Consider the following 24,618-nt stretch of genomic DNA (forward strand, 5'->3'; position numbering starts at 1 on the left):
ACCTTTATTATTTTAGTGTTTCGTTGAACGTCTGTCAATGTATTCTCAAATTTTTTGTCATCCGGCCTGATCCGGTTTATTTTTTGCTCAGCTTTTTTCCTGCGATAAGCAGGATGATCATCCCGATGGCAATAAGGCCAAGGATGAGCAGTGCGGCATGCAGAAAGAAGGTCTCCGGGAGAATGGTGATGACCGGGTCTGAAGCCGCATCGAAAATCCAGTAATCATTTGTAAAAAATATTTCGTGAAAAACGACAAAGGCTGTGTTGAAATCCAGTACAAATGCAATCAGCGGGATCACCGTAAACAGAGCTAAAGCAGTTGCCGTGATTTTCAGAAAGAGAAAATCCTTCTTCTTAATATTAACATACAGACCGATTGCACTGATGATCCCGGTTATGGCGATAAGCAGATAGATGGCGGTAAAGATCCGCTTCACATCCTGAAAGTGGATCGCTCCATGGGTTGAATAGTCCAGGGACGGAAGATGAAACTCCTGAGGAACCGGATTCAATAGAAAATTAATCATGTAATTGTAATTTTCAGTTATCGTATCCCGGTCGAGGCCGGATTGCTCTTCAATATTCAGATAACCGATATCAAAATAATAAAGCGGCTTAAAAAGAAGTGTAATCTGAACAGCTGTACAAATGATAAAAAGGGCGAGGCTGAAAGAGAGCAGCAGCTGATAGATTCGGTAAGCGGAAAAAGGCAAAGTGGACACATCCTTAGCCATGAATGGTGATGCAATTTTGATAGAAAGCTATTCTGTTCTATATGATACCAGAAACAGCACGTGAAGAGAAATAGCCTGGTATGATCGTAAATGTGAACGAACCTTTATGTGTAAAATATTTCCCGGTGGGGGATTTAGCAGAAAGTCATAACGTATATGTACTAATGGATGGGCCGGGTTGCAGAGGACCTCCTGACAGATGACCGGGTCGCATCACAGCGGTATAATAAAAGTATGACTGTTACTATGCAAAACGGGGGAATGTGTTTTGGATCCATTTATTTTTCATAATCCGACAAAGCTGATTTTCGGAAAGGGCCAGCTTGAGAAACTGAAAACAGAAATACCGAAATACGGCAGAAGAGTGCTGCTTGTATATGGCGGCGGCAGTATTAAACGGACCGGACTTTACGATCAGGTAAGGGCGATCCTGGACGGCCTGCACGCTGAAGTATCTGAGCTGCCCGGAGTAGAACCGAATCCGAGACTGACAACGGTTAAACGAGGCATTGATATCTGTGCGACAGAGGACATCCAGTTTCTTCTGGCAGTCGGCGGCGGCAGCGTTATCGACTGCACGAAAGCCATTGCGGTTGGCGCACGCTTTGACGGCGACCCGTGGGAATTTGTCACCCGGAAAAAGCCGGTTTACGATGCGCTTCCTTTTGGAACGGTGCTGACGCTTGCCGCAACCGGATCGGAAATGAATCCTAATTCAGTCATTACGAACTGGGACACGCATGAAAAATATGGATGGAGCTGCGCTTATTCCTATCCGGCATTTTCCATTCTCGACCCGACGTTTACCATTTCTGTACCAAAGAATCAGACCATTTACGGTATGGTCGATATGATGGCCCATGTTTTTGAACACTACTTTCACCAGGCGAAACATACCCCTCTTCAGGACAGAATGTGTGAGTCTATTCTGCAAACGGTCATGGAAGAAGCACCTGAACTGGTTAATGACCTGCATAATTATGAACTCCGTGAAACGATCCTGTACTGCGGCACGATGGCACTGAACGGCATGGTGTCGATGGGTTTCAATGGCGACTGGGCATCGCATAATATTGAGCATGCTGTATCCGCGGTATATGATATTCCGCATGGCGGCGGACTCGCAATCCTCTTCCCGAACTGGATGAAACATAATGTGGATGTAAACGTCAATCGTTTCAGGCAACTGGCCGTACGTGTTTTTCATGTCGATCCGCAGGGAAAATCAGACCGTGATACAGCCCTCGAAGGGATTGAAGCACTGCGCCGTTTCTGGTCGTCCATAGGTGCACCGAGCCGCCTCGCCGATTATGATATTGATGACAGCAAGATTGATCTGATTGCCGACCGGGCCATGGCCAGAGGTAACTTTGGCCAGTTTAAGCAGCTGGACCGTGAAGATACGCTGGCCATCCTTCGCGCGTCGCTCTGATCTTTTTTCCCGCCTGAACGGGCAGGTCTGCCTCAGGGTCATGAGGGGAAACGAACATGCTCGGGTGGGGGGGATCACTGCCTGAAGCAGCCCAATGAATCCAACGAACAATCAGGAGGGGATGCGTGCAGACTAAAAACGGGGACGTCCTGTTGCAACGCCCGCCCAAGCACGTCCTGCGCGCTCGAAGCCTCCCTGCTGATTGAAGCTTCATTTTATCAGGCCGTTCTGATCATAAGGACGGTTTTTGACACTGACTTATTCTTTGAGGCAGATCCCTGTGATGTCCCGGAATGCGACTTTCCATGAGACGCCAAAGTGGTCGCTGATCTCAATTTCACGGAAAGGACCGTCCGGAAGCCGGAGTTGTCCGGACATCTTTCTGATAAATCCATCTTTATAGTATGAGACGGTGGCAGGTATCTTCCCGGCAGCTGCCCGGGCGATCTTCTGCCCGATTTCTTCCCTTTCCTGTTCATCAAGAAGCGGGCGCTCTATTTTTTCATTATCCCGGAGATGGTTTCGGAGTGCCTGAACATGTTCCGGAAGCATCATCCGACTGGACTCCCAGCGCAGATTTTGTCCCGGAGTCAGTTTATTTTTTTTCATTTATAATGCCCCCCTATTTTTGATGCACGTGCCCGTAACTGACTGGAAGGCAGCAGTGAAGGCCCGCGGAAAATCGCTGTTCTCCCGTATTTTCGGTATATCGTATCAACGGCGGCACTCAGACGTTCTTTTTCGTCCAGCCGTCCGAAAAGATCCAGCTGGCAATTGTCGGCAGGCTGAAGTTCAGACAGGGTGACGGAGGCGGCACGTACCGGCAACCGGTCCCAGTTCTCTGTGAACAGCCGGTTTGCCGCCCGGTAAATATCCATACCGAAACGGGTGGCAAAAGGCAGCCTGGTCTGCCGGTGAAAACCGGTATGGCGGTCAAAACTGCCGGAGATGCCGACGGATACCACGCATCCCATGTAATTTTTCGAACGTGCCCGGTAGGCCACTTCTTCACTGAGTTCAAGCAGAATCACACGAATATCTTTAATGTCCGGATAGTCGTAAGGCAGCGTCATATGATGTCCGACAGCCTTCTGTCCGCTGAAGGTGCCGCAAGAGACAGGGGAAGAATCGATGCCATGGGCGGTCATCCACAGCAGTTCACCGTTCACCCCCCATCTTTTGCGCAACAGGCCGAGCGGATAACGGGCCAGATGGCCGATTTTCCTCAGGCCCATGCCGATCAGATGACGCTCCATCCGATGGCCGACGCCAAACAGTTCACCGACCGGAAGTGGCCACAGGCAATGTTCCAGATTATCGTGATTCAGCTCGAAAATACCCGTTTTATTCTTTTTACCAAAATGGTCGCAGGCCATCTTGGCCAGAACCTTATTGGGCCCGATACCGACTCTGGCGTAGATGCCGGCCTGGTTCAGTATCGTCTGCTGGATTTCCCGGGCGGCTGCATGCGGTGATGTATAGAAATGCATGCTTCCGGTCATGTCGATAAATTGTTCGTCAATGGAGTAGGGCTCAACAAGATCGGTAAATTGTTCGAGAATCCGGGTAATCTGTATGGAAACATCAATATAATGCTGCATCCTCGGTCTGCAGATCACAGCCTGCGGACATTTGGCAAGCGCCTGCCCGAGCGGCTCGGCAGTGGAGACACCATACGATTTGGCAAGAGGGCAGGCCGCAAGCACAATGCCGCTCCGCTGCTCCGGATCACCGGCGACAATCAGTGGTTTGTTTCTGAACTCCGGGTGATCCGCTTTCTCACAGGAAGCATAAAATGTCTGCATATCTACAAGAAAGATCACACGATCCATTTTCAGTCCCCCGAATAAATAATAATTTTATTATACACGAATATATGTTCCTTATGACAGGAAAATAAAAACATATGTTCCTGATGCACGAGCGATCATCGATTGCTTCTCAGTTTTCTGTTCAAATCAAGTCGGTTATAATAAAAGGAACATACATAGAGGTGGATCATATGGAAAAATATAGGGAAGAACTCAGGAAATTTGCACGGCTCGCGGTAAAAACCGGTGTCAATCTTCAGAAAGGGCAGGGTCTTGTCATCGCTGCACCAATCGAAGCTGCCCGTTTTGCAAATAAGGTCACGGAGGAGGCCTACAAGGCAGGAGCCAGAGATGTTCACCTTGAGTGGCTTGATGATACGACCCGGCTGCTTCGTTTTCAGCATGCGCCGCTTGAAGCACTCAAAAATCCCGCGCCCTGGAAATTCTATGCGGAAAATGAAGCGGTGAAAGATAATTATGCCTTTTTGAGCATTTATGGACCGAATCCGGATCTTCTGGAAGAAGTGGACGGCGCACGTGTGGCTGCCTATATGCGTTCAGCCGGCAAAAACAGTGCGACGTTCCGGGAGTATATGATGAACAACAGGGTCCAGTGGTCGATTATCGCCTATCCGACTGTTGCATGGACGAAGAAGGTCTTTCCGGATCAGCCGATCGCCAGGGGACAGGAACTGCTGATGAAGGAAATTCTGCGGATCAGCCGTGTGGCAGGTCATGAAGATCCGGTTGCCGCGTGGAAGGAACATGACAGAAAACTGCACACAGTCAAGGATTTTTTAAACGCACGAAAATTCAAAAAGCTGATCTACAGCGCGCCGGGAACCCATCTGACGATCGGTTTGCCTGAAGGACATATCTGGTGCGGCGGCGATGAATCGAGCGAAGCCGGCGTGCCGTTTAACGCGAATATTCCAACTGAGGAAGTGTTTACCCTGCCGGATAAACGGGGGGTAAACGGAACCGTATCCAGTACGATGCCGCTGAACTACGATGGCAAGGTGATTGATCACTTCTCTGTGACGTTTAAAGACGGAGCTGTTGTTGCTTTTAAGGCGGAGAAGGGTGAAGAGGCACTGAGACATTTGATCGAGGTGGACGAGGGATCCTGCCGGCTTGGTGAAGTGGCTCTGGTCCCGCATCATTCTCCGGTATCGGAATCCGGACTGATTTTTTACAATACGCTGTTCGATGAGAACGCATCCTGTCATCTGGCACTGGGCAAAGCCTACCCGACCTGTGCAGAAGGCGGGAGCACGATGGATCAGGCGCAGCTTGATCAGGCCGGTATCAATAACAGTATTGTCCATGAGGATTTCATGGTCGGGTCCGAAGCACTTGATATTGACGGGGTACAGACGGATGGAACACAGATACCTGTGTTCCGCAAAGGTGAATGGGCTCTGCCCATGAACTAAAGAATGGGTACGTACGCCACATTGCGAAGCACCAGCGAAACTGATATTCTAAAAACAACCATAAAATGGAACGGGACGGGACAGGATGAAAAGAAACAGAAAAAAAAGACCGGTACGGCATGACGGCAATCTGGTCCTTTTTCCCGATCTTGAAAGCCGGCTTCTAAACAAAGCGATGACCCTGGTCGAAGAAAAAAAATACAGGGAAGCGCGCCCCCTGTTCGGCAAACTTCTGAGGCTGAATGTTCATGATATCAAGGGCCTGTACGGATGGGCGATCTGTTCGGTGGAACTCGGGGAATACAGCCAGGCTGAAGGTGCCGTCCGACAGCTTCTGACCGACGGTGCCCCTTATTATTATGATGTGTTCAGACTCTATCTGACCATTTTAATCGAGAAAAAGGATTATCATATGGCCCTTCATGAAATCCGGAAAGTGAACAAAGAAAAGGACATGTCCGCCGATCTTCAGGAATTTCTCAGACAGATGGAAAAGCTTTGTGAGATTCGTCTGAATGAAAAACAAAACAGGGGTGGAGCGCCCGGACGGACCGCGAAAAGTCCTGATGATGCTTCACTGGATTTATCCGGATTTAAGCAGGCAGATCAGAAAACCCAACTGCTGCTTGCCAGGAATCTGGCGAATCAGCTGAACCGTAAGAGCCTGCCGAAAGTTGAGCAGTTTCTGCTTGACAAAAATCAGAATTCCGAAATCAAAACGATGCTGATGTGTGCTGTTAAGGAGAGTGGTTTGGTTGACGGGATTAATGTGTGGAAGTTCGGGAAAGTGTATCATGCAACGTTCAACGAAAATTTTTTGAACAAAACCTTTGCCGGACGGGTTGAAAAACATATTCGGGACGTGCTGGATTCCGAAAATCCGACACTGGCTGATCTGGCGGCGGACGTGTGCCGTTTCTTCACCATGCAGATCTATCCCAGACCTTTTGACCCCCCGTCAATCAATGTATGGGCCGCTGTATTTACTGTTCAGGCTGCAGAGGCAGGAAACATGCAAAAGGATATTGCCGGTATGCTTAGACTGTTTGACGTTCAGGAAAGTGACTTTCAAAAAGCCTGTTCCATGATTAGCGACGTTGAGCGTTTCGGAATAAATGAATAAGGACGGGTGCGATTTCGTTCATTTCGGTTTTTCAGAGAAGGGACTTATGTTATAATAGCGTAGTTGCATTGTTTTACTGTTATTGTGGGTATTTATTGCGCGGCGGATGTCCGCCTGAAAAGGGGAAGATACAGCTCTGCTGCAAAGAATGAAGATAGATGTTGGAGGTAAGAATGAAATGACTGTAGAAGCAAAATGGGAAAAAACAAAGGGCAATGTGGGTACGCTGACATTTGGAGTCGATGCCGACAGTTTTGATCAGGCACTTGACAAAGCCTTTAAAAAAGTAGTGAAAAAAGTCACTGTCCCGGGTTTCCGTAAAGGACGCGTCCCGCGCGGTCTGTTCGAACGCCGTTTCGGGGTTGAAGCGCTGTATGAAGATGCCATTGATTTTGTTCTGCCGTCTGCTTATTCCGAAGCTATTGACCAGACGGGAATTGAACCGGTGGACAAGCCGCAGGTTGATGTGAAAGAAATCGGCAAGGGCAAAAAGCTCGTCCTGAAGGCTGATGTTACGGTAAAACCTGAAGTAAAACTCGGCGACTACAAAGGCCTTGAAGTAGAAGACAAGAATACTGAAGTCACTGATGCAGATGTGGACCACGAAATCAGTCATCTCCAGGAACGCTATGCGGAACTGGTTGTTAAGGATGACGGTAAAATTGAAAAAGGGGATACCGCGGTCATCGATTTTGACGGATACGTTGACGGTAAACCTTTTGAAGGCGGCAAAGCGGAAAATTATTCTCTTGAAATTGGTTCCGGTTCCTTCATCCCCGGCTTTGAAGATCAACTGATCGGTCTCGGGGTCGATGATGAAAAAGATGTCAACGTGACATTCCCGAAAGATTATCATGCAGAGGAGCTGAAAGGGAAAGAAGCGACCTTTAAGGTAAAGGTTCACGAAATCAAGCAGAAACAGCTTCCGAAGCTGGATGACGAATTTGCCAAGGACGTGGACGATGATGTGGATACCTTCGATGCTCTGAAGGAGAAAATTAAAAATCATCTGAAAGAACACAGAGAACAGGACGCAGTAAACAGCAAACGTGACAGCGTTGTTGAGCAGGCCTCTGAAAACGCTGAGATCGACATTCCTGAAGTTATGATTACCAATGAACAGGATAACATGCTGAAGGAATTTGAACAGCGTCTGAAAGCACAGGGTCTGTCACTCGATATGTACACAAAATTGTCAGGTACAAATAAAGATGCACTTCGTGACCAGATGAAAGCAGACGCCGAAAAGAGAGTACGCGCCAATCTGACACTTGAAGCGATCGCCAAAGCTGAAAATATTGAGCCGGCTGAAGAAGAAGTAGAAGAAGAACTGAAGAAACTGTCTGAATCCTACAAAATCAGTGTTGATCAGCTGAAAAAAGCACTCGGAAGCAATAATTTTATTAAGGAAGAACTCCGGCTGCGCAAAGCGGTTGATCTGCTCGTAGAATCCAGCAAACCCAAGCCCGCTGATAAAGCTGAAAAGAAAGCCGAAGAAGAAAAATAAATATGCACAGCGAACCTGTGCCGGATACATTGAGATAAATGGACAGACGCGTCTGTATGCGCCTGTCCATCTTCTTAAATGACCATCCCTTCAGAACCAGGTTCTGTGGGTCAGTTATCTTTCTGTTCCATGCTTTCAGATCACAGACCTGTGGGTAAAGGGGTACATATTGTTTGAAACAGGGCATATGGCTTATCGGGATAGTTTTTTTATGTTACAATGCCTACATACAGAAAACAGGCTGACATTGAGGCCGCGTTTTCCGGCTGTACAAAGCAGGGTAAAACAGGCAGCAGGTAATCCATACCTGCAAAATGTTTTATCGCTGACAGGGAAAGAATAATGAACAATGAATCAGCGTACGCTTATGCTGATGGAAGTGTGCCGGCGATAGAAAGAAAGAATGCTTCGCTCTTGTCTGGAGTTTGAAATGGCACAGAAATGATGAGGGGTGAAAACATGTTTAAATTTAATGAAGAAAAAGGACAGCTGAAATGCTCATTCTGCGGCAAAACACAGGATCAGGTCCGCAAGCTTGTCGCCGGACCGGGCGTTTATATTTGTGATGAATGCATTGAATTATGTACAGAAATTGTTGAAGAAGAACTGGGGACGGACGATGAAGTTGAATTCAAGGATATTCCGAAGCCGCAGGAAATCTGCTCGATTCTTGGGGACTATGTCATCGGTCAGAAAGAAGCCAAGAAGAACCTGTCTGTAGCCGTTTATAATCACTACAAAAGAATTAATTCAAAACAGAAACCGGATGATGTTGAGCTTTCTAAGAGTAATATCATGATGATCGGTCCTACCGGAAGCGGGAAAACCCTTCTTGCCCAGACACTGGCCCGCATTCTTAATGTACCGTTTGCGATTGCCGATGCCACATCGCTTACTGAAGCAGGGTATGTCGGTGAGGATGTTGAGAATATTCTGCTGAAGCTGATACAGGCGGCGGATTATGATGTTGAGAAGGCCGAAAAGGGCATTATTTATATCGATGAAATCGATAAGATCGCCCGCAAATCGGAAAACCCGTCCATTACAAGAGATGTTTCCGGTGAAGGGGTACAGCAGGCCCTTCTGAAGATTCTCGAGGGCACAGTGGCCAGTGTACCGCCGCAGGGCGGGCGTAAACATCCGCATCAGGAGTTCATCCAGATTGATACCACGAATATCCTGTTTATCTGTGGTGGTGCTTTTGACGGGATTGAACAGATCATCAAACGTCGTCTTGGCAAAAAGGTGATCGGCTTCGGAGCTTCCTCGAAGGCTCAGGATCTGGAACGTGATGACGCTCTGAAACATGTTCTTCCTGAAGATCTGCTTAAATTCGGTTTGATTCCTGAATTTATCGGCCGTCTGCCCGTCATTACCACATTGAGACAGTTGGACGAGGGTGCGCTCGTCGACATTCTGACGAAACCGAAGAACGCGCTTGCCAAACAATACAAAAAGCTGTTTGATCTGGACAATGTCGAACTCGAATTTTCTGAAGATGCACTGCGTGCTATTGCCAAACAGGCGATTGAACGGAAAACGGGTGCCCGCGGGCTGCGTTCAATTATTGAAGGTATGATGCTTGATGTGATGTATGAACTGCCTTCACGGGACGACATCGAAAAATGCGTCATCACCAAGGAAACGGTGGAAGGAAAGGAACGTCCGACACTGCTCCTGAATGATGGAACCACTGTCATTAAAAATCTGGAGTCACCGAAAGAGAGTGCCTGATAAGGGCAGGTATATTTTCACAGAAGGGCCGGGGAAAAGGATTTACAGATCCGATATCCCGGTCCTTTTTTGTTTAGCTCCTCTCACGTCTGGCAATACTGGCCGGTAGAACATTCAAATGAACCGACTGTGAACAATTGTCATAAATGGGAGGCAGATGCAGAGCATGAACTGGATGGTTTTACTTATTTTTACTCAGATTTTTTTTGGAGCTATTATCGGACTTTATTTTTGGAATCTGCTGCGCAACCAGCGCGTACAGCGGATTTCGGTAGACAGGGAATCGAAAAAGGAAATGGAACATCTGAACAGGATGCGCAGCCGATCCTTGTCGGAACCTCTGTCGGAACGGATTCGGCCGAAGACGCTTGAAGACGTCATTGGTCAGCAGGAGGGAATAAAGGCGCTGCGTGCCGCACTTTGCGGAGCCAATCCGCAGCATGTCATTATTTATGGACCTCCGGGTATTGGAAAGACTGCTGCTGCACGGCTTGTCCTTGAAGAAGCAAAAAAGAACATAAAATCCCCCTTTACCCCTTCTTCACCATTTGTTGAACTGGACGGAGCAACGGCGCGGTTTGATGAACGGGGTATCGCTGATCCGCTGATCGGTTCGGTACACGACCCTATTTATCAGGGGGCAGGCGCCATGGGACAGGCGGGTATTCCTCAGCCTAAAGAAGGAGCCGTGACCCGGGCACATGGAGGCCTCCTCTTTATTGATGAAATTGGGGAACTTCACCCCATTCAGCTCAATAAGCTGCTGAAAGTGCTCGAAGATCGAAAAGTTTTTCTTGAAAGTGCCTACTACAGCGAAGAAAATCGTCAGATTCCCGTTTACATTCACGATATCTTTCAGAAAGGACTTCCCGCCGACTTCAGACTGGTCGGGGCGACCACAAGGCGCCCTGAAGAAATCCCGCCGGCCATCCGTTCACGCTGCCTGGAAATTTTCTTCAGCGAACTGAGCCGGTCGGATATTCAGCGGATTGCCGGACGCGCCGGGAAGAAACTGCATCTTGATGTACCTCAGGCGTGCCTCGAAAAAATTGCGGATTATGCAAAGAACGGCCGTGAAGCCGTCAATATGATTCAAATTGCGGCGGGCATGGCTATGTTTCAGGGAAACGCGGCGATGAAGATCGGCCTGGATGAAATTGAGTGGGTGATCCGTTCCAGCCGGCTTGTTCCCAAACCGAATCGAAAAGTCCCTGTAAAGCCGGAAATCGGACTGGTCAGCGGACTCGCCGTTTACGGATCAGGTCAGGGAGCCCTTCTGGAAGTTGAGGCGTCTGCTGTGAAAAGTCGCCATGGCGGTAGCCTGACCGTGACCGGGATCGCTGAGGAAGAAACCATGGGCTCCTCAGGCCGGTCGGTTACACGAAAAAGCATGGCCAGGGGATCGATTGAGAATGTCCTGACCGTGTTAAACAGAATGGGTTTTGCAACCTATAAGTATCACCTGCATGTGAATTTTCCCGGCGGATCTCTGGTGGATGGTCCATCCGCGGGTATAGCCATGGCTGTTGCTGTCTGTTCGGCAATCATGGGACGCGCTGTGTGTCCGGATCTGGCCATGACCGGTGAACTTGGTCTTCATGGACAGGTCAAACCGGTTGGAGGGATTATGGCGAAAGTTGGAGCAGCCTGTGAAGCGGGGGCAGTCCGCGTGATGATTCCCCGTGAGAATATGCAGGAAGCGTTAAAAAGGGTCCAGGGTGTTGAAGTGATCCCCGTCGATTCATTTCGCGAGGTTCTGGATCTGGCATTACTTACTGCTGAGGAGCGACGGTTTGTGCAGGAAGCACCCTACTCGGATCAGATGAATGAGGAAATGTCGGCCAGAGGGACGGAACAGCAGATCAGAAAACCCGGTTAATAGAGAAGAATGATGCCGGACTTCATGCAGAGGTCCGGCTTTTCAAATTGATTTATAACGCACACTCGTTACTTCAGTCATGAGTAAGTGAGAATATGTTATTATTGTATAAAGTATGAAACATACATTAGAATGGTTTGTACAAAAAGAGTATCCCATAGAGGAGTTAACCATGAAAATTACTCAGGCGGAATATATCATCAGTGCAGTAGGTCCGGCACAGTACCCCGCAGACGGACTCCCGGAAATAGCGCTTGCCGGCCGTTCAAATGTCGGTAAATCTTCATTTATTAATAAGATGCTCGGACGCAGGAACCTGGTCAGGATTTCTGAAAAGCCGGGCAAGACTCAGAAACTGAACTATTTTAAAATAAATGGTTGTTTTTATTTTGTAGATGTACCGGGTTATGGTTATGCCAAAGTCTCTAAAAAAGAGCGGGAAGCCTGGGGGAAAATGCTGGATAAATATTTTTCAGAACGGGGCACATTACGTGCTGTTGTTCATCTCGTCGATATGCGCCACCCGCCCACACATCAGGATATTCAGATGCACGAATACCTGAAATTTTACGGTCACCCGGTCATTACCGTGGCTACGAAAGCGGACAAACTGTCCCGGGGAAGCTATCAAAAACAGAAAAAGATGATTACGCATACACTTTCACTTAAGAAAGATGAACCCCTTCTCCTTTTTTCTTCGATGACAGGTATGGGTACAGACGAAGCCTGGCAGGCAATTGACCGTCTGATCGTAAATGACATGTGAATACTTTGTGAACACCGGGTGATAATTATCACTACATAACGCACCTAACTTTTGATTTTAATAAACTGATTTGTTATTTTGAAATAAGAGGCATAAATAAAGGAAATCTCTTTATCATACGATCATACATGGTCTTGTGAAGTGTTTATTTATATGTGGGGGAGTTTCATGCACATTCTGGCAGTGGGAGTCAACTATCACAGTGCTCCGGTCCATATAAGGGAACATTTGGCGTTTAATAAATCAGGTATTGAGAAAGCGCTAACAATTTTGCGGAATACGAAAAGTATTTTTGAAGATGTCATTATTTCTACATGTAATCGCACAGAAATCTATGTTGTCAGTGATCAACTGCACACGGGACGCTATTATACAAAAAGATTCTTTGCTGAATGGTTCCATCTTTCCATAGCAGATCTTGAACCCTTCCTTTTTATAAAGCATGGCAGGGAAGCAATGGATCATCTTTTTCGTGTGACTTGCGGACTTGATTCCATGATTCTGGGGGAGACACAGATTCTCGGACAGGTCAGAAACAGTTTTTTGACTGCACAGTCGGCGGGGACAACAGGGACGTTTTTTAATGAACTGTTCAAGGAAGCACTGACCGTAGCCAGAAAAGCTCAGCATGTCACACAGATTAATGATCATCCGGTTTCCGTGAGTTATGCGGCTGTAGAAATGCTGCGCCACCGGTTTGGCACTCTTGAAGATAAAACGGTACTGATGATTGGTGCCGGTAAAATGAGCAGACTGGCTCTGAAGCATCTTGCCGGTAATGGTGCCGGAGATCTTTTGATTGCGAACAGAACCACAGAGAAAGCGGTTCACCTTGCAGCGCAGTGTGGCGGAAGGCCGGTGCGCTTTGACAGTCGAAATCATTTAATCAGAGAGTCGGATATTGTGATTACGGCGACTTCGGCACATGAGTATCTGCTTACGGGAAAAGAAATTCATTCCGCAATGTCCGGGCGTGAGAGGCGTCCTCTTATTCTTGTAGATATTGGTGTTCCGCGCAATATTGATCCTGAGGCGGGAAAAATCGAAGGCGTGTTTCTTTCTGATATCGACGATCTTAAAGATGTCATCGAAAATAACAGAGAGGCACGTCTGCAGGCTGCTAAGCGCATCGTTCCGATGATTGAGCAGCAGATGGTAAAGTATGAGGAATGGCTGCAGACCCTCGGGGTTGTTCCGGTGATCACCGCGCTCAGGAAAAAGGCACTGGAGATTCATGCGGAAACGATGACGAGTCTTGATCACAAACTTCCGGAGATGACCGAACACGAAAGAAAGGTAATCAGCAAACATACCAAAAGCATGATTAATCAGCTACTGAGGGATCCGATCAGTAAAATCAAGGAACTTGCCGTTCAAAACAGTGGCAGGGAAGCCATTCGTCTCTTTGCCGATATCTTTCATATTTCGGATAGCGTCACATCGGGGACGTCTCACGATGATACCTCAAAAGACGGAGGGGCCGCTGAACAGGATGAAATGGATGGAAAAACAGGGAAAAAAACGGAACAGGCGGTTCAAATCCATTAATTTTTCAGCTATGATTTTACTCAGGGAGAGAGATGACCAGGCAGAATGAGGACCCTTGTCATAGGTTCAAGAAGAAGCAAACTGGCTCTTGTACAAAGCCGGAAAGTGATGGAAATACTGAAGGCGGCTTCAGGCGGCCTTAACGTTCAGATCAGGCATATTGTGACCCGCGGTGACCGGATTCAGCATGTCGCCCTGTCGAAAGCAGGTGGAAAGGGTCTTTTTGTCAAAGAAATTGAACGGGCACTGCTTGACGGGTCAATTGATCTGGCGGTTCACAGCATGAAGGATATGCCTGCAGACCTCCCTGAAGGGCTGGAAATTGGCGGAATTCCGGCTCGTGAGGACCCGGGTGATGTTCTGATTTCGCGAAACGGGGGTGATCTTGACACACTCGCGCCCGGCGCAATCATTGGGACAAGCAGCCTGCGCCGGGCAGCCCAGATTTTGTATAAAAGGCCGGATCTTAAGATTAAAACGTTGCGGGGCAACGTCGATACCCGTCTCTCAAAGCTGAAGTCCGGAGCGTTTGATGCCATCGTCCTTGCCAGAGCCGGTTTGAATCGATTAGAAAGGAAAGAACAGGCAATCTCGATTCCGTTTGCCGTCATGCTCCCGGCTGTTGGCCAGGGGGCACTGGCGATTGAGTGCCGGTCCGGAGATGCAGAACTGAAAGCCTTGCTGAAGAAAATCAGTGATGAGAAGACGTGGCGTACGGTTCTGGCTGAACGGGCGTTCCTGAAAAAACTGGAGGGTGGCTGCCAGGTGCCGATCGCGGCCCATTGTGTATTGCGGGATGACGGCTGCTTTTCTCTCGACGGGCTCGTTGCTTCACCGGACGGGCAGACCCTGCTGCGAACAGAAAGGGATGGCCGGAATCCTGAGAAACTGGGTTACCTGGTCGCAGAATCCCTGCTTAACCGGGGTGCGGATAAAATACTGGCTGCCTTCCGTCCGTCTGAACCGGGAAGGGAATGAGTCAAATGATACAGGTACTGAAAGGGAAACGTGTACTGATTACCCGATCTGCCGGTCAGGCTTCAGAAATGATTGCCCGGGTACAGGATTATGGCGGAGAGGCGGTAACGGTTCCACTGATGAGCTACCGATTCGTACCGGTTCCCCGTGACGAACGAACACGCTGGCTGGATCACGTTAGCCGGGCTGATCTGATCATTCTGACCAGCGGGAACAGTGTCGATTTTTTTATGCGTACGCTCGATACCCCGGCCAGAATCAGAGGAAAACGACTGGCGGCCGTCGGACGCAAGACAGCCCGGAAACTTGCAGATGCCGGTCTGAAAAACGTCTATGTTCCGGAAAAGTACACAGGCAAAGCGCTGGGGAAAGCACTCCTGACCGGAACATTACATGCAGAGCGGATTGTTTTTCCTCATGGCTCGCTGACTGACCCGTCCTGGATTCATGATCTGAAGTCACATGGCTTTAACGTGACAGAGCGGACGCTTTATGAAACCGTACCGGATCTGTCTCAAAAAGAGAGACTGGCTGAAATCATGCGTTCCGGGGAAATGGATGCACTGACTTTTGCCAGTCCCTCTGCCGTCCGCTTTTTTACGGAAATGCTTAATGAAGAGACGTGGAAAAAAGCCCTGACTGCGAGTGTCGTCGGAGCAATTGGACCGTCAACGGCCCAAAGCCTTGATGCACTCGGCTTCGCTGCTGATGTGATTCCAAAATACTTCACATCCGTTGATCTTATTGACGCTCTGGCAAATTTTTATAATAAAAGAAAGAAGTCCTCAACATGACAGAACTACATTTTGATCGTCACAGACGGCTCAGAAGAACAGCCGTACTCAGAGAAATGGTTCGGGAAACCTTTCTCAGACCCTCTGACTTTATCTATCCGATTTTTGTTACCGAAGAAGGCAGCCATATCAGGTCGGAGATCCCATCGATGCCCGGTGTCTTTCAGTATTCTGTGGACAGACTGGATGAAGAACTGAAAGAAGTTACGGATCTCGGCATTCCATCCGTCATCTTTTTCGGCATTCCGAAGAAAAAAGACGCCGTCGGCTCCGGGGCCTATGACGCGCATGGCGTCGTGCAGGAAGCCATACGGCTGACGAAAAAGAACTACCCGGATCTGGTTGTGATCGCAGATACGTGCATGTGTGAATATACAGATCACGGACACTGCGGGATCGTTCACAATGGAGATGTGGATAATGATGAAAGTCTGGATTACCTGGCCAGGACGGCTGTTTCTCAGGCGGAGGCAGGTGCTGATATTATCGCACCATCAAACATGATGGACGGCTTTGTGACGGCGATCCGTCATGCACTGGACGAGGCAGGCTACCAGCAGATCCCGATTATGTCCTATGCGGTAAAATATGCCTCCGCATTCTTCGGACCTTTTCGTGATGCAGCCGAAAGTGCACCGAAGTTTGGCAATCGTAAAACCTATCAGATGGATCCGGCAAACCGCCGGGAGGCACTCAGAGAAGCGGATTCCGATGTCCGGGAAGGTGCTGATTTTATCATTGTTAAACCGGCTCTGCCCTATCTGGACGTTCTGAGAGATGTCCGGAATTCGATCAACCTTCCACTTGTTGCTTATAACGTCAGCGGCGAATATGCTATGGTGAAAGCAGCCGCGCAGAACGGCTGGATCAATGAGAAGGCTGTCGTTCTCGAAGCGCTGACTTCGATGAAGAGGGCCGGTGCCGATCTGATCATTACATATCATGCAAAGGATGCCGTCCGCTGGCTCCGGGAAGAGGGTTAAGAATATGGATTTCAGTAAATCAATTGCAGCTTTTAAGGAAGCGAAGCCTTTGATGCCGGGAGGCGTAAACAGTCCGGTACGGGCCTTTCCTGCCGTTGATCTGAATCCGATTTATATGGATCACGGGAAGGGGTCAAAAATTTATGATCTTGACGGAAACGAGTACATCGATTACGTCCTCAGCTGGGGACCGCTGATTCTCGGACACGCTGATGAGAAAGTCGTCGAATTCGTCAAGAAAACTGTGGAAAAAGGGACCAGTTTCGGTGCCCCGCATATTCTTGAGACCAAACTTGCGGAACTGGTCATTGATCGTGTGCCCTCAGTTGAAAAGGTGCGCATGGTGAACTCCGGGACAGAAGCGACCATGAGCGCGATCCGACTTGCCCGCGGCTACACGGGAAGAGATAAGATTCTCAAGTTCGAAGGCAGTTATCACGGGAGTTCGGACTCACTTCTGATCAAAGCCGGTTCCGGGGTCGCAACGCTCGGCCTTCCGGACAGCCCCGGTGTTCCGGCACAGCTTGCCAAGGATACACTTACCGTTCCCTACAATGATGCAGAAAAGGTTGATGACGTGTTCAAACAATTTGGACACGACATTGCCTGCATCATAGTTGAGCCTGTCGCCGGGAATATGGGGGTCGTTCCTCCTGTTCCCGGATTTCTGGAAGAACTGCGGCGGATTACCAGACAGTACGGCTCGCTTCTGATTTTTGATGAAGTCATGACCGGATTCCGGGTCGCCTATCATTGTGCGCAGGGTTATTATGGGGTTACTCCGGACCTGACCACGCTCGGAAAAGTAATCGGCGGCGGTCTGCCAGTAGGCGCATACGGCGGCAGAAACGATATCATGAGCCAGGTGGCGCCGGAAGGACCGGTTTATCAGGCCGGCACACTTTCCGGTAATCCGCTGGCGATGGCAGCAGGTTATATGACGCTGAAGCAGTTGAAACCTCAGGACTATGATGATTTCAGATTAAAGGCGGACCGTCTTGCAAAGGGCTACAGGAAAGCAGCAGAAAAATATCACATTCCGCTGTCAGTTAACCAGGCCGGCGCAATGATGGGCTTTTTCTTCACTGATCAGAAAGTCATTAATTATAAACGTTCGAAAGGATCCAATCTGGAACATTTTAAAAAGTATTTTGCCGCGATGATCAAACAGGGCATTTCCCTGCCTCCTTCTCAGTTTGAAGGGGTCTTCCTGTCGACAAAGCACTCCATGGAGGATATCAGGAAAACGATTGATGCAGCCGAACAGGCATTTAAGGAGATTGCGGAATCTGAATAAGAAAATTGAATGATCTGTAAATCCCTTCAAAAGTGGCGCAGTTTCCGGTGCCATTTTTGAAGGGATTTTTTTGTGACTGATGTCATCAACAGTAATTACGGGATATGGTAGCATAGGCAGGTAAGCGATTACATTATTTTGTGAAAAAAAATCACTAATTGGAGGCGTTACGACATGACTTTCAGGTGTCATAAGACCGTATGTCTGATATTGATGCTCTTTCTCGTTGCCGGCACGATCCTGTCGGGGTGCAGCAGCAACGCTTCATCAGACACAGGGAAGTTTGATCCCGGAACCTATGAAGGCGTGTCTAAGGGGCACGGGGGAGACGTAAAAGCAAAAGTAACAGTCACAAAGGATAAAATCAAGAGTATTACGGTGGATGCAAAAGGTGAAACCGGACAGATTGGATCCGGAGCCGCCCGTCAGCTGACCGATGAAATTATTGCCACGCAAAGTCTGGCTGTGGATGCGGTATCCGGGGCGAGCGAGTCCAGTGCTGCTATTCTGGAAGCCGTCACTCGGGCACTTGAGAAGGCGGGCGGTGACATTGAGGCATTAAAAGATCCGAAAAATAAAATAACGGTCAAAGAACAAAAACAGAAGGATCTGAATGTAGATGTTGCAGTTATCGGATCCGGCGGCGCAGGACTGTCCGCAGCGATTGAAGCAGACGCGGCAGGAAAATCCGTCGTGATTCTGGAAAAGATGCCGATCATCGGTGGAAATACCAACCGGGCGACGGGGGGTATGAATGCGGCAGAAACAAGTATTCAGAAAAAAGCGGGCATTAAGGATTCCAGGGAGACATTTTTTAATGATACGATGAAGGGCGGAAAGAATCTGAACGACCCAAAATTGGTCCGGACTCTGGTCGATCACGCGCCTGGAACAGTTGAATGGGTCAATCAGCTCGGTGCGGGTCTGACCGACGTGACGCTGGGCGGCGGAGCGACAAACAAACGTTTGCACCGGCCGGCTGACGGCTCACCTGTTGGTCCTGTACTGGTTAATGTGCTGACAAAGAAAATCAAGGCAGAAGGCATCCATATATTATTGAATACCCGCGCAGAGAAATTAATGGTAAAGAATGGAACAGTTGCAGGGGTGGAAGCAAAAGACGCCAAAGGAAATCTGTTTCAGGTCCATGCCCCTGCTGTCATCATGGCTACAGGCGGATTCAGTGCAAACAGTGATATGGTTGAGAAATATCGTCCTGATTTGAAAGGCTATTTTACCACCAATCATAAAGGTGCAACAGGAGAGGGCATCAGGATGGCCGTAGATGCCGGTGCTGCTGTCACCCAGATGGATCAGATTCAGACCCATCCGACGACGGATCCCGAAACCGGTTTTATGTTCACCGAAGCGGTCCGTGGTGATGGAGGCCTGCTGATCAACCGCGAAGGGAAACGCTTCGTTGATGAAATGGAAACGAGAGATGTCGTATCTGATGCCATCATTGCCCAGAAGGACCATCAGGCGTTTCTTGTGACGAACGATGCAATTAAGGAAAAAAATGCGTCACTCGCCCAATATATTAAAGATGGTTATGCGGTTGAAGGAAGTAATGTAGAGGAACTTGCCCGGGCAATGAAGGTTGATCCGGGAACGCTGGAGAAAACCATGGCGGACTACGCTTCATATGTTCAGAAGGGAAAGGATAAAGAATTTGGTCGGGCACATCTTGAAGAACCGCTTGCGGAAGGAAAATATTATGCGATTCCGGTGGTCCCGTCAGTCCACCATACAATGGGTGGTCTGAAAATCGACACAAAGGCACATGTGCTCCATTCATCGGGTCGCCCGGTTAAGGGGCTGTATGCAGCGGGTGAAGTCACCGGCGGGGTACACGGAGGCAACCGTCTGGGCGGAAATGCTGTTGCAGATATTATCACTTTCGGCAGGATTGCCGGTCAGACAGCTGCAGCTGAAATAAATTAATCAAAAAATCAAACAGGATGCACCTTCCAAAGCAAACGGTGTCCTGTTTTTTTGTGTGCTGAGAAAGGGCAGGATGGGTTATGTTGCGGGCAACCCACTAATTTCTGATATTTCAACGAGACTGAGCCACAATAAGGATATTCTATATTCCTGTTGCGGGAGGGTGGGCTGACCATGCATTTTCTCCAGATTGCAACCGAATTGATCATCGGTTTTATTGCTCTGTTTTTATTGACCAAGATATTAGGTAAAGCGACACTTTCACAGGTTACTGCTTTTGATTTTATCTCTGCGATTGTGCTTGGTGAATTCGTCGGGAATGCGCTCTATGACAAAGAAGTAGGTATCGGTTCCGTGCTCTTTGCCATCGTTTTATGGGGTGTTATGATCTACATCGTGGAGTGGTGTACGCAAAAATTTCGTGCCACAAGAGGATTCCTTGAAGGGAAACCGTCAATTGTCATTCGTAACGGGCATCTGGACAGAGAGCAGATGAAGAAAGAGAAACTTGACCTGAATATGCTGCAAAATCTTCTGAGACAAAAGGATATCTTCTCCATCCGTGAAGTCGCTTATGCGATTCTGGAGACAGACGGATCCATCAGTGCGCTGAAAAAAACCCGGTATGACCAGCCGACCAGCGACATGCTGAAACTGCCGGATAAACCGGTCTGTCTGCCGGTGACACTGATCATGGACGGTGAGGTCGACTGGGAGAATCTGGAACGATCAGGTTTGAATGAAGCATGGCTTGCAAAAGAACTGAAAAAAAATCATATTGATCAGTTTCAGGATGTTTTTTATTGTGAATGGAAAAAGGGTGAAGGGATTTACCTCGAAAAGAAATAGACACAGTAAAGAACGACTCAGCCTCTTGCGGGCATATTTCTCTCTTCCATGCATATTCCTTTTATTAAGAATGGATGAGAGGGTGGAATGCATGTCTCAAGCATCTGATGATCGTCTGCAGTTTTCAATAAATGAGTCAGTATGGCTGAGAAATGACGCGCCGGCAAAAGAAATACTGTCCATGGCGCTGGAGCCGGACATCACAGTCGAGGAAAATGTGAATGACGTGACGATTAAAGGCTTTCTCCGACTTACGGGTGAATATATTCCGGATAATAGTTCCGTATCGGATAATCAGGAGATTCCGGCACCCTTCCGAACGATCGAGGAAATCATGGAAACCGATACTGGAACGGCTGTACTGGAGCACCGTTTTCCACTTGATATTACCATTCCCGTGGAACGCGTTCCGAACCTGGAGGAACTCTTCCTCGTTATCGATTCCTTCGATTATGAGTTAACGGGACAGCGTCATATGCAACTTCAGGCGGATATCGCCATCACCGGTCTTGCCGACCCTGTGAGGAAGGAAAAAGCGTTAAAGAAAGCTCAGCCACCTGTGGCTCCACCTCAGCCTGCGCCGCCCGCTGCTCCGTCCGAAAAGAAAAAGGAGGTAAAGAAACCGGCAGAGAAACCGGCTGCGGTTCCGAAGGCGGAAAAAGCAGCGCCCAAAAAAGAGGCTGCGGCTCCGAAAGCAGAAAAAGCAGCGCCTAAAAAAGAGGCTGCGGCTCCGAAAGCAGAAAAAGCAGCGCCCAAGAAAGCAGCGTCGGCTCCGAAAGCGGAAAAAGCAGCGCCCAAGAAAGAAGCAGCAGCTCCGAAGGCGGAAAAAGCAGCAGCCAAAAAAGAAGCAGCTCTGAAAGCCGACAAGACGCAGCTAAAGTCGGAAAAGGAGAATCCGGCCCCTGCGATGAAAGTAGATCATCTTTCCGTTCAACCGGCAGAAAACCCTCTGAAAGCGGCAAAAAAGGCGATGCCGCAGCCGGTTGAAAAGGCTTCAAAAGCGGGGAAGGGAAAAAGGACAGAAGACGACTACCAGGATGTCTTGCTTTCCGGCGAGTATGAAGAAATGCCGACAGACAGCCAGTATGAGGACGGAGACGGCACACTTGCGGCATTCAGTTATCAGACCATGCGCAGGCCGGAGCTGATTGAAGAAGAGGAGGTCCCCCATGTTGCGTTTTCCGAGAGAACAGAAGCTGTCCTGCCCCAGGCTGCTCCTGGCGAACAGACAGAACCGGAAGCCATTTTACCTGAAGAGAAGGAAACATCCGGTGAGAGCAGCAATTATCTGACCAAAGTTCTAGCGGGGGATGAAGCCGAACAGAGGACTCAGGTCAGATTATGCATCGTCCAGACCGGCGACTCCCTCGAGAGCATATCCGAACGTTATCATGTCCCGGTAACCAGTCTCCTCAGAAAGAATGAACTGACGACAGCTCATATTGAACCCGGTGAAATTCTTTATATCCCAAAGGCTGCGCGGTCGGGAAAGAATGAATGACAGACAGAGCATGATTCTTGCTCTCATCCGCAATCATTTTCGTTTCCAGGAACTGAATCTGATCCGGGAAAACCCGATGATCATCAGCACGGAGAAAGGACTTAAGCGGATTCGTTTCTGGGAAAATGAAGGGCTTTTAAAAAGACATCTGGAATGGCGGCTGAAACTTTTGACCCCTTCTTTTTTTATAGATCGCATGTATGTAACCGTTCAGGGCTTCCCTTATATCCGCTATGACCGTTTTCGTCTGACCTGCCATGATGCGCCTGAGGAAGAAGCCGTTATGAGCGGTTATGAAGCGTTATGGGCAGAAGTGATGCACACGCTTCTGACCCGAAGCCGTATGCCGCTTCCTGTTTCTGAGAGCAGTCTTTTGGGTACAGTACAAACGTATTATGAACAGGCTGAACGGGCGGACCTGTTCAGCAGCCATGCGGGGAAGATCGCGCAGTCCTGTTATCCATCGGTCTGCGAGCGGGCAAAAATTGCTGATCAGTTGCGGGCAAAGCATCAGGGACGCCGCCGGTCATTTGTTTTGCCTGATGATTTTTCATTTGATCAGATTAAAAAGCTTTTTGATGTATTATTTATTAATCTCGGACAATCCGGGCCGGTACAGGGCTATGACCGGATTGCAGGATTTATGCAGCAGGTTCTCAATAATCAGGGAGAATCTGTCATGCAGGCCCTTCTCCAGCTCATGATTGAAAAAGGAGGAATGGATCAGGAGACCTCTGACCTGATTAAAGCCGCCTGGTATGAACCGGATGAATGGATTTATCTGGTCGATCTGTTATCTGGTCTGCCTCCGGGTATGGAACTGTCGAACCAGCATGTGAACGGATTTAAAAAGATCTGGGACAGTAAAAATCGGTTAATTGCTTTATTTCTTGCTTATTTTGAAGTCTAGAAGGAGCAGATGCTGCTGATGGTTGCTGAAACTGATGTCGTGCTCAATCGCCTTCTTTTTCAATATGACCTGTACCCGTACCGGATCACACCGTTTGAACGCGTATATAAAATTGAGACGGACAGAGGTCTTTTTGCGTTAAAAAAGAAAAAATTGACGGTTCACCAGATCGAGCATCTGAAAGTTACGTATCAGTTGTCGCAAAATCTGGTGATCGACGCTGTCACGCCACTTCCTTCAAAATACGGAGATCTGGTGATCAGCGGAGATGGGGAAACCTGTTATCTGATGCCGTGGATTGAAGAAACGGTACCGGTTACAGATCTAAAGGAGCGCTACCGAATGCTGTTTATCAAAGCCGGCCAGATGCACAGAGCGACGATGCGCAGGGATACTCAGAATTCTGATGATTTATACGCTCAGCTGACTCAGATTGCAATGGCAAGAAAGCAGGAATGGGAGGGCTTTCTAAACGTTGCGGAACATCATGTATACCCCTCTCCCTTTGAGCAGGTGGTCTTTGATTCGGCCGGTATCCGTCTGTCTCATATTCAGCAGGCCATGACCTTTTTTTCACGCGGGGAGCCAAAAGATGAGGAAGGAAAGGGCATCGGCATGCGTCGCGCGCTATGCCACGGCAGATTGAATCCGAGGCATCTTCTGATTGAACGCGAAAGGTGTCTGCTGGTTAATCTGGAGGAATGCCGGGAAGATTTTTTTATTCTGGAGACCGCCTCACTAATGGAACAGGCCTGTGTGATGTATAACGGGGCGCCACAATGGGAAAAATGGCTTCATGACTATCTGACTGCCTGTCCACTGCGCGAGGAGGAGGGTATTTTTTTATTTCATCTGATGCTCTGCCCGAAAGCACCGTCTCTCTTTTTCAACAGCTACCTGACTGAAAAGAAGAAGGATGAACCGGGTTCTATCCGGAAGTGGATGCGTTTCAGCAGAAATCATAAACTGATGCTCAGCAGTCTGTGGAGCTGGCTGGAAAAAGAAAAAAAACAGGCAGAAGCTGCCAGTCCGAAAGAGGCGTAGTGAATCAGAACCATTTTTTCAGAAAGGAAATATAGATAAAAAAAAGCAGGGCAGTCAGGAGAACATCAAAAGAGGTTGGAAGAAAAATGGTACGGATCAGCTGGAAGAACGCCAGCGGAAGGATGATAATCGCGAGCCCTTCACGACATTTTTTGAAAAATGGCGGAAATCTTTTTTTAAACATACAGAACCCTCTCCCCTGGTCGTCGATTACAAACGCATTGTCCGGGCTGTTGCTATAGTTTATGTATCGTAACAGGAAAGGGTGAGAAAAAAATCAGTGAGGGGGCTTTTCGGACGCACAGGACGTACTCGTGCAGGCGTTGCGACAGGACGCTCCCGTTTT

At 48.5% G+C, this 24,618-nt stretch carries 21 protein-coding genes; 17 read left to right on the forward strand and 4 right to left on the reverse strand.

Annotation, left to right across the window (positions count from 1 at the left end; genetic code table 11):
* Positions 1-76: 76 nt before the first annotated feature.
* On the reverse strand, positions 77-724 hold the full coding sequence (locus EWH91_RS01335) for a TIGR01906 family membrane protein (RefSeq protein WP_240697228.1): 648 nt from the start codon (positions 722-724) through the stop codon (positions 77-79).
* 280 nt (positions 725-1,004) lie between these two features.
* Between EWH91_RS01335 and EWH91_RS01340 the strand changes: the two genes are divergently transcribed.
* On the forward strand, positions 1,005-2,168 hold the full coding sequence (locus EWH91_RS01340; protein ID WP_129928205.1) for an iron-containing alcohol dehydrogenase: 1,164 nt from the start codon (positions 1,005-1,007) through the stop codon (positions 2,166-2,168).
* Positions 2,169-2,426: 258 nt separating this feature from the next.
* Here the strand turns inward: EWH91_RS01340 and EWH91_RS01345 are convergent, their stop codons facing one another.
* Both EWH91_RS01345 and EWH91_RS01350 read right to left on the reverse strand, forming a co-directional pair.
* Positions 2,427-2,777 (reverse strand): YolD-like family protein, encoded by a 351-nt coding sequence (locus EWH91_RS01345; protein WP_129928206.1) that lies wholly within the window; start codon positions 2,775-2,777, stop codon positions 2,427-2,429.
* Positions 2,774-4,000, reverse strand: coding sequence for a DNA polymerase IV (locus tag EWH91_RS01350; RefSeq protein WP_129928207.1), 1,227 nt, complete (start codon positions 3,998-4,000; stop codon positions 2,774-2,776). Before EWH91_RS01350 ends, EWH91_RS01345 begins: the two co-directional genes overlap by 4 nt.
* A 170-nt stretch (positions 4,001-4,170) precedes the next feature.
* Here EWH91_RS01350 and EWH91_RS01355 point away from each other — a divergent pair, with 170 nt between their 5' ends.
* The 16 genes from EWH91_RS01355 (at position 4,171) to EWH91_RS01430 (ending at position 24,272) form a co-directional block, all read left to right on the forward strand.
* Entirely contained in the window at positions 4,171-5,415 is a 1,245-nt protein-coding gene (locus EWH91_RS01355) for an aminopeptidase (protein WP_129928208.1), read from the forward strand.
* 85 nt (positions 5,416-5,500) lie between these two features.
* Positions 5,501-6,538 carry a tetratricopeptide repeat protein gene (locus EWH91_RS01360; protein WP_129928209.1) on the forward strand — a complete coding sequence of 346 codons (1,038 nt, stop codon included), beginning with the start codon at positions 5,501-5,503 and terminating at the stop codon, positions 6,536-6,538.
* Positions 6,539-6,716: 178 nt separating this feature from the next.
* Positions 6,717-8,045: a trigger factor gene (tig, locus tag EWH91_RS01365; RefSeq protein WP_129928210.1), complete on the forward strand. Its 1,329-nt coding sequence runs from the start codon at positions 6,717-6,719 to the stop codon at positions 8,043-8,045.
* Positions 8,046-8,504: 459 nt separating this feature from the next.
* Positions 8,505-9,779: an ATP-dependent protease ATP-binding subunit ClpX gene (gene clpX, locus EWH91_RS01370; protein WP_129928211.1), complete on the forward strand. Its 1,275-nt coding sequence runs from the start codon at positions 8,505-8,507 to the stop codon at positions 9,777-9,779.
* A gap of 166 nt (positions 9,780-9,945) precedes the next feature.
* The gene (gene lonB / locus EWH91_RS01375; protein WP_129928212.1) at positions 9,946-11,658 is read left to right on the forward strand and encodes an ATP-dependent protease LonB; all 1,713 of its coding nucleotides are present in this window, start codon (positions 9,946-9,948) and stop codon (positions 11,656-11,658) included.
* Positions 11,659-11,830: 172 nt separating this feature from the next.
* Positions 11,831-12,424 carry a ribosome biogenesis GTP-binding protein YihA/YsxC gene (gene yihA, locus EWH91_RS01380; protein WP_129928213.1) on the forward strand — a complete coding sequence of 198 codons (594 nt, stop codon included), beginning with the start codon at positions 11,831-11,833 and terminating at the stop codon, positions 12,422-12,424.
* Positions 12,425-12,592: 168 nt separating this feature from the next.
* Positions 12,593-13,972 (forward strand): glutamyl-tRNA reductase, encoded by a 1,380-nt coding sequence (gene hemA, locus EWH91_RS01385; protein WP_129928214.1) that lies wholly within the window; start codon positions 12,593-12,595, stop codon positions 13,970-13,972.
* 45 nt (positions 13,973-14,017) lie between these two features.
* Positions 14,018-14,950 carry a hydroxymethylbilane synthase gene (gene hemC, locus EWH91_RS01390; RefSeq protein ID WP_129928215.1) on the forward strand — a complete coding sequence of 311 codons (933 nt, stop codon included), beginning with the start codon at positions 14,018-14,020 and terminating at the stop codon, positions 14,948-14,950.
* A gap of 5 nt (positions 14,951-14,955) precedes the next feature.
* Positions 14,956-15,744 carry a uroporphyrinogen-III synthase gene (locus tag EWH91_RS01395; protein WP_165364205.1) on the forward strand — a complete coding sequence of 263 codons (789 nt, stop codon included), beginning with the start codon at positions 14,956-14,958 and terminating at the stop codon, positions 15,742-15,744.
* Complete coding sequence (gene hemB / locus EWH91_RS01400) at positions 15,741-16,727, forward strand: porphobilinogen synthase (RefSeq protein ID WP_129928217.1); 987 nt, start codon at positions 15,741-15,743, stop codon at positions 16,725-16,727. The genes EWH91_RS01395 and hemB overlap by 4 nt, the downstream gene beginning before the upstream one ends.
* Before the next feature lie 4 nt (positions 16,728-16,731).
* On the forward strand, positions 16,732-18,024 hold the full coding sequence (gene hemL / locus EWH91_RS01405) for a glutamate-1-semialdehyde 2,1-aminomutase (RefSeq protein WP_129928218.1): 1,293 nt from the start codon (positions 16,732-16,734) through the stop codon (positions 18,022-18,024).
* A 174-nt stretch (positions 18,025-18,198) separates the two neighbouring features.
* Positions 18,199-19,968: a flavocytochrome c gene (locus EWH91_RS01410; RefSeq protein ID WP_129928219.1), complete on the forward strand. Its 1,770-nt coding sequence runs from the start codon at positions 18,199-18,201 to the stop codon at positions 19,966-19,968.
* A gap of 174 nt (positions 19,969-20,142) precedes the next feature.
* Positions 20,143-20,817 (forward strand): DUF421 domain-containing protein, encoded by a 675-nt coding sequence (locus EWH91_RS01415; RefSeq protein WP_129928220.1) that lies wholly within the window; start codon positions 20,143-20,145, stop codon positions 20,815-20,817.
* 91 nt (positions 20,818-20,908) lie between these two features.
* Positions 20,909-22,318, forward strand: coding sequence for a LysM peptidoglycan-binding domain-containing protein (locus tag EWH91_RS01420; RefSeq protein WP_129928221.1), 1,410 nt, complete (start codon positions 20,909-20,911; stop codon positions 22,316-22,318).
* Positions 22,311-23,228, forward strand: coding sequence for a hypothetical protein (locus EWH91_RS01425; protein WP_129928222.1), 918 nt, complete (start codon positions 22,311-22,313; stop codon positions 23,226-23,228). Before EWH91_RS01420 ends, EWH91_RS01425 begins: the two co-directional genes overlap by 8 nt.
* Positions 23,229-23,246: 18 nt before the next feature.
* Positions 23,247-24,272, forward strand: coding sequence for a protein kinase family protein (locus EWH91_RS01430; RefSeq protein WP_129928223.1), 1,026 nt, complete (start codon positions 23,247-23,249; stop codon positions 24,270-24,272).
* Positions 24,273-24,276: 4 nt separating this feature from the next.
* Here the strand turns inward: EWH91_RS01430 and EWH91_RS01435 are convergent, their stop codons facing one another.
* Positions 24,277-24,456, reverse strand: a complete 180-nt coding sequence (locus tag EWH91_RS01435) for a hypothetical protein (RefSeq protein ID WP_129928224.1) — start codon at positions 24,454-24,456, stop codon at positions 24,277-24,279.
* Between the last annotated feature and the right edge of the window lie 162 nt (positions 24,457-24,618).

It is taken from the genome of Sporolactobacillus sp. THM19-2 (genome assembly GCF_004153195.1).
Classification (GTDB): Bacteria; Bacillota; Bacilli; order Bacillales; family Sporolactobacillaceae; genus Sporolactobacillus.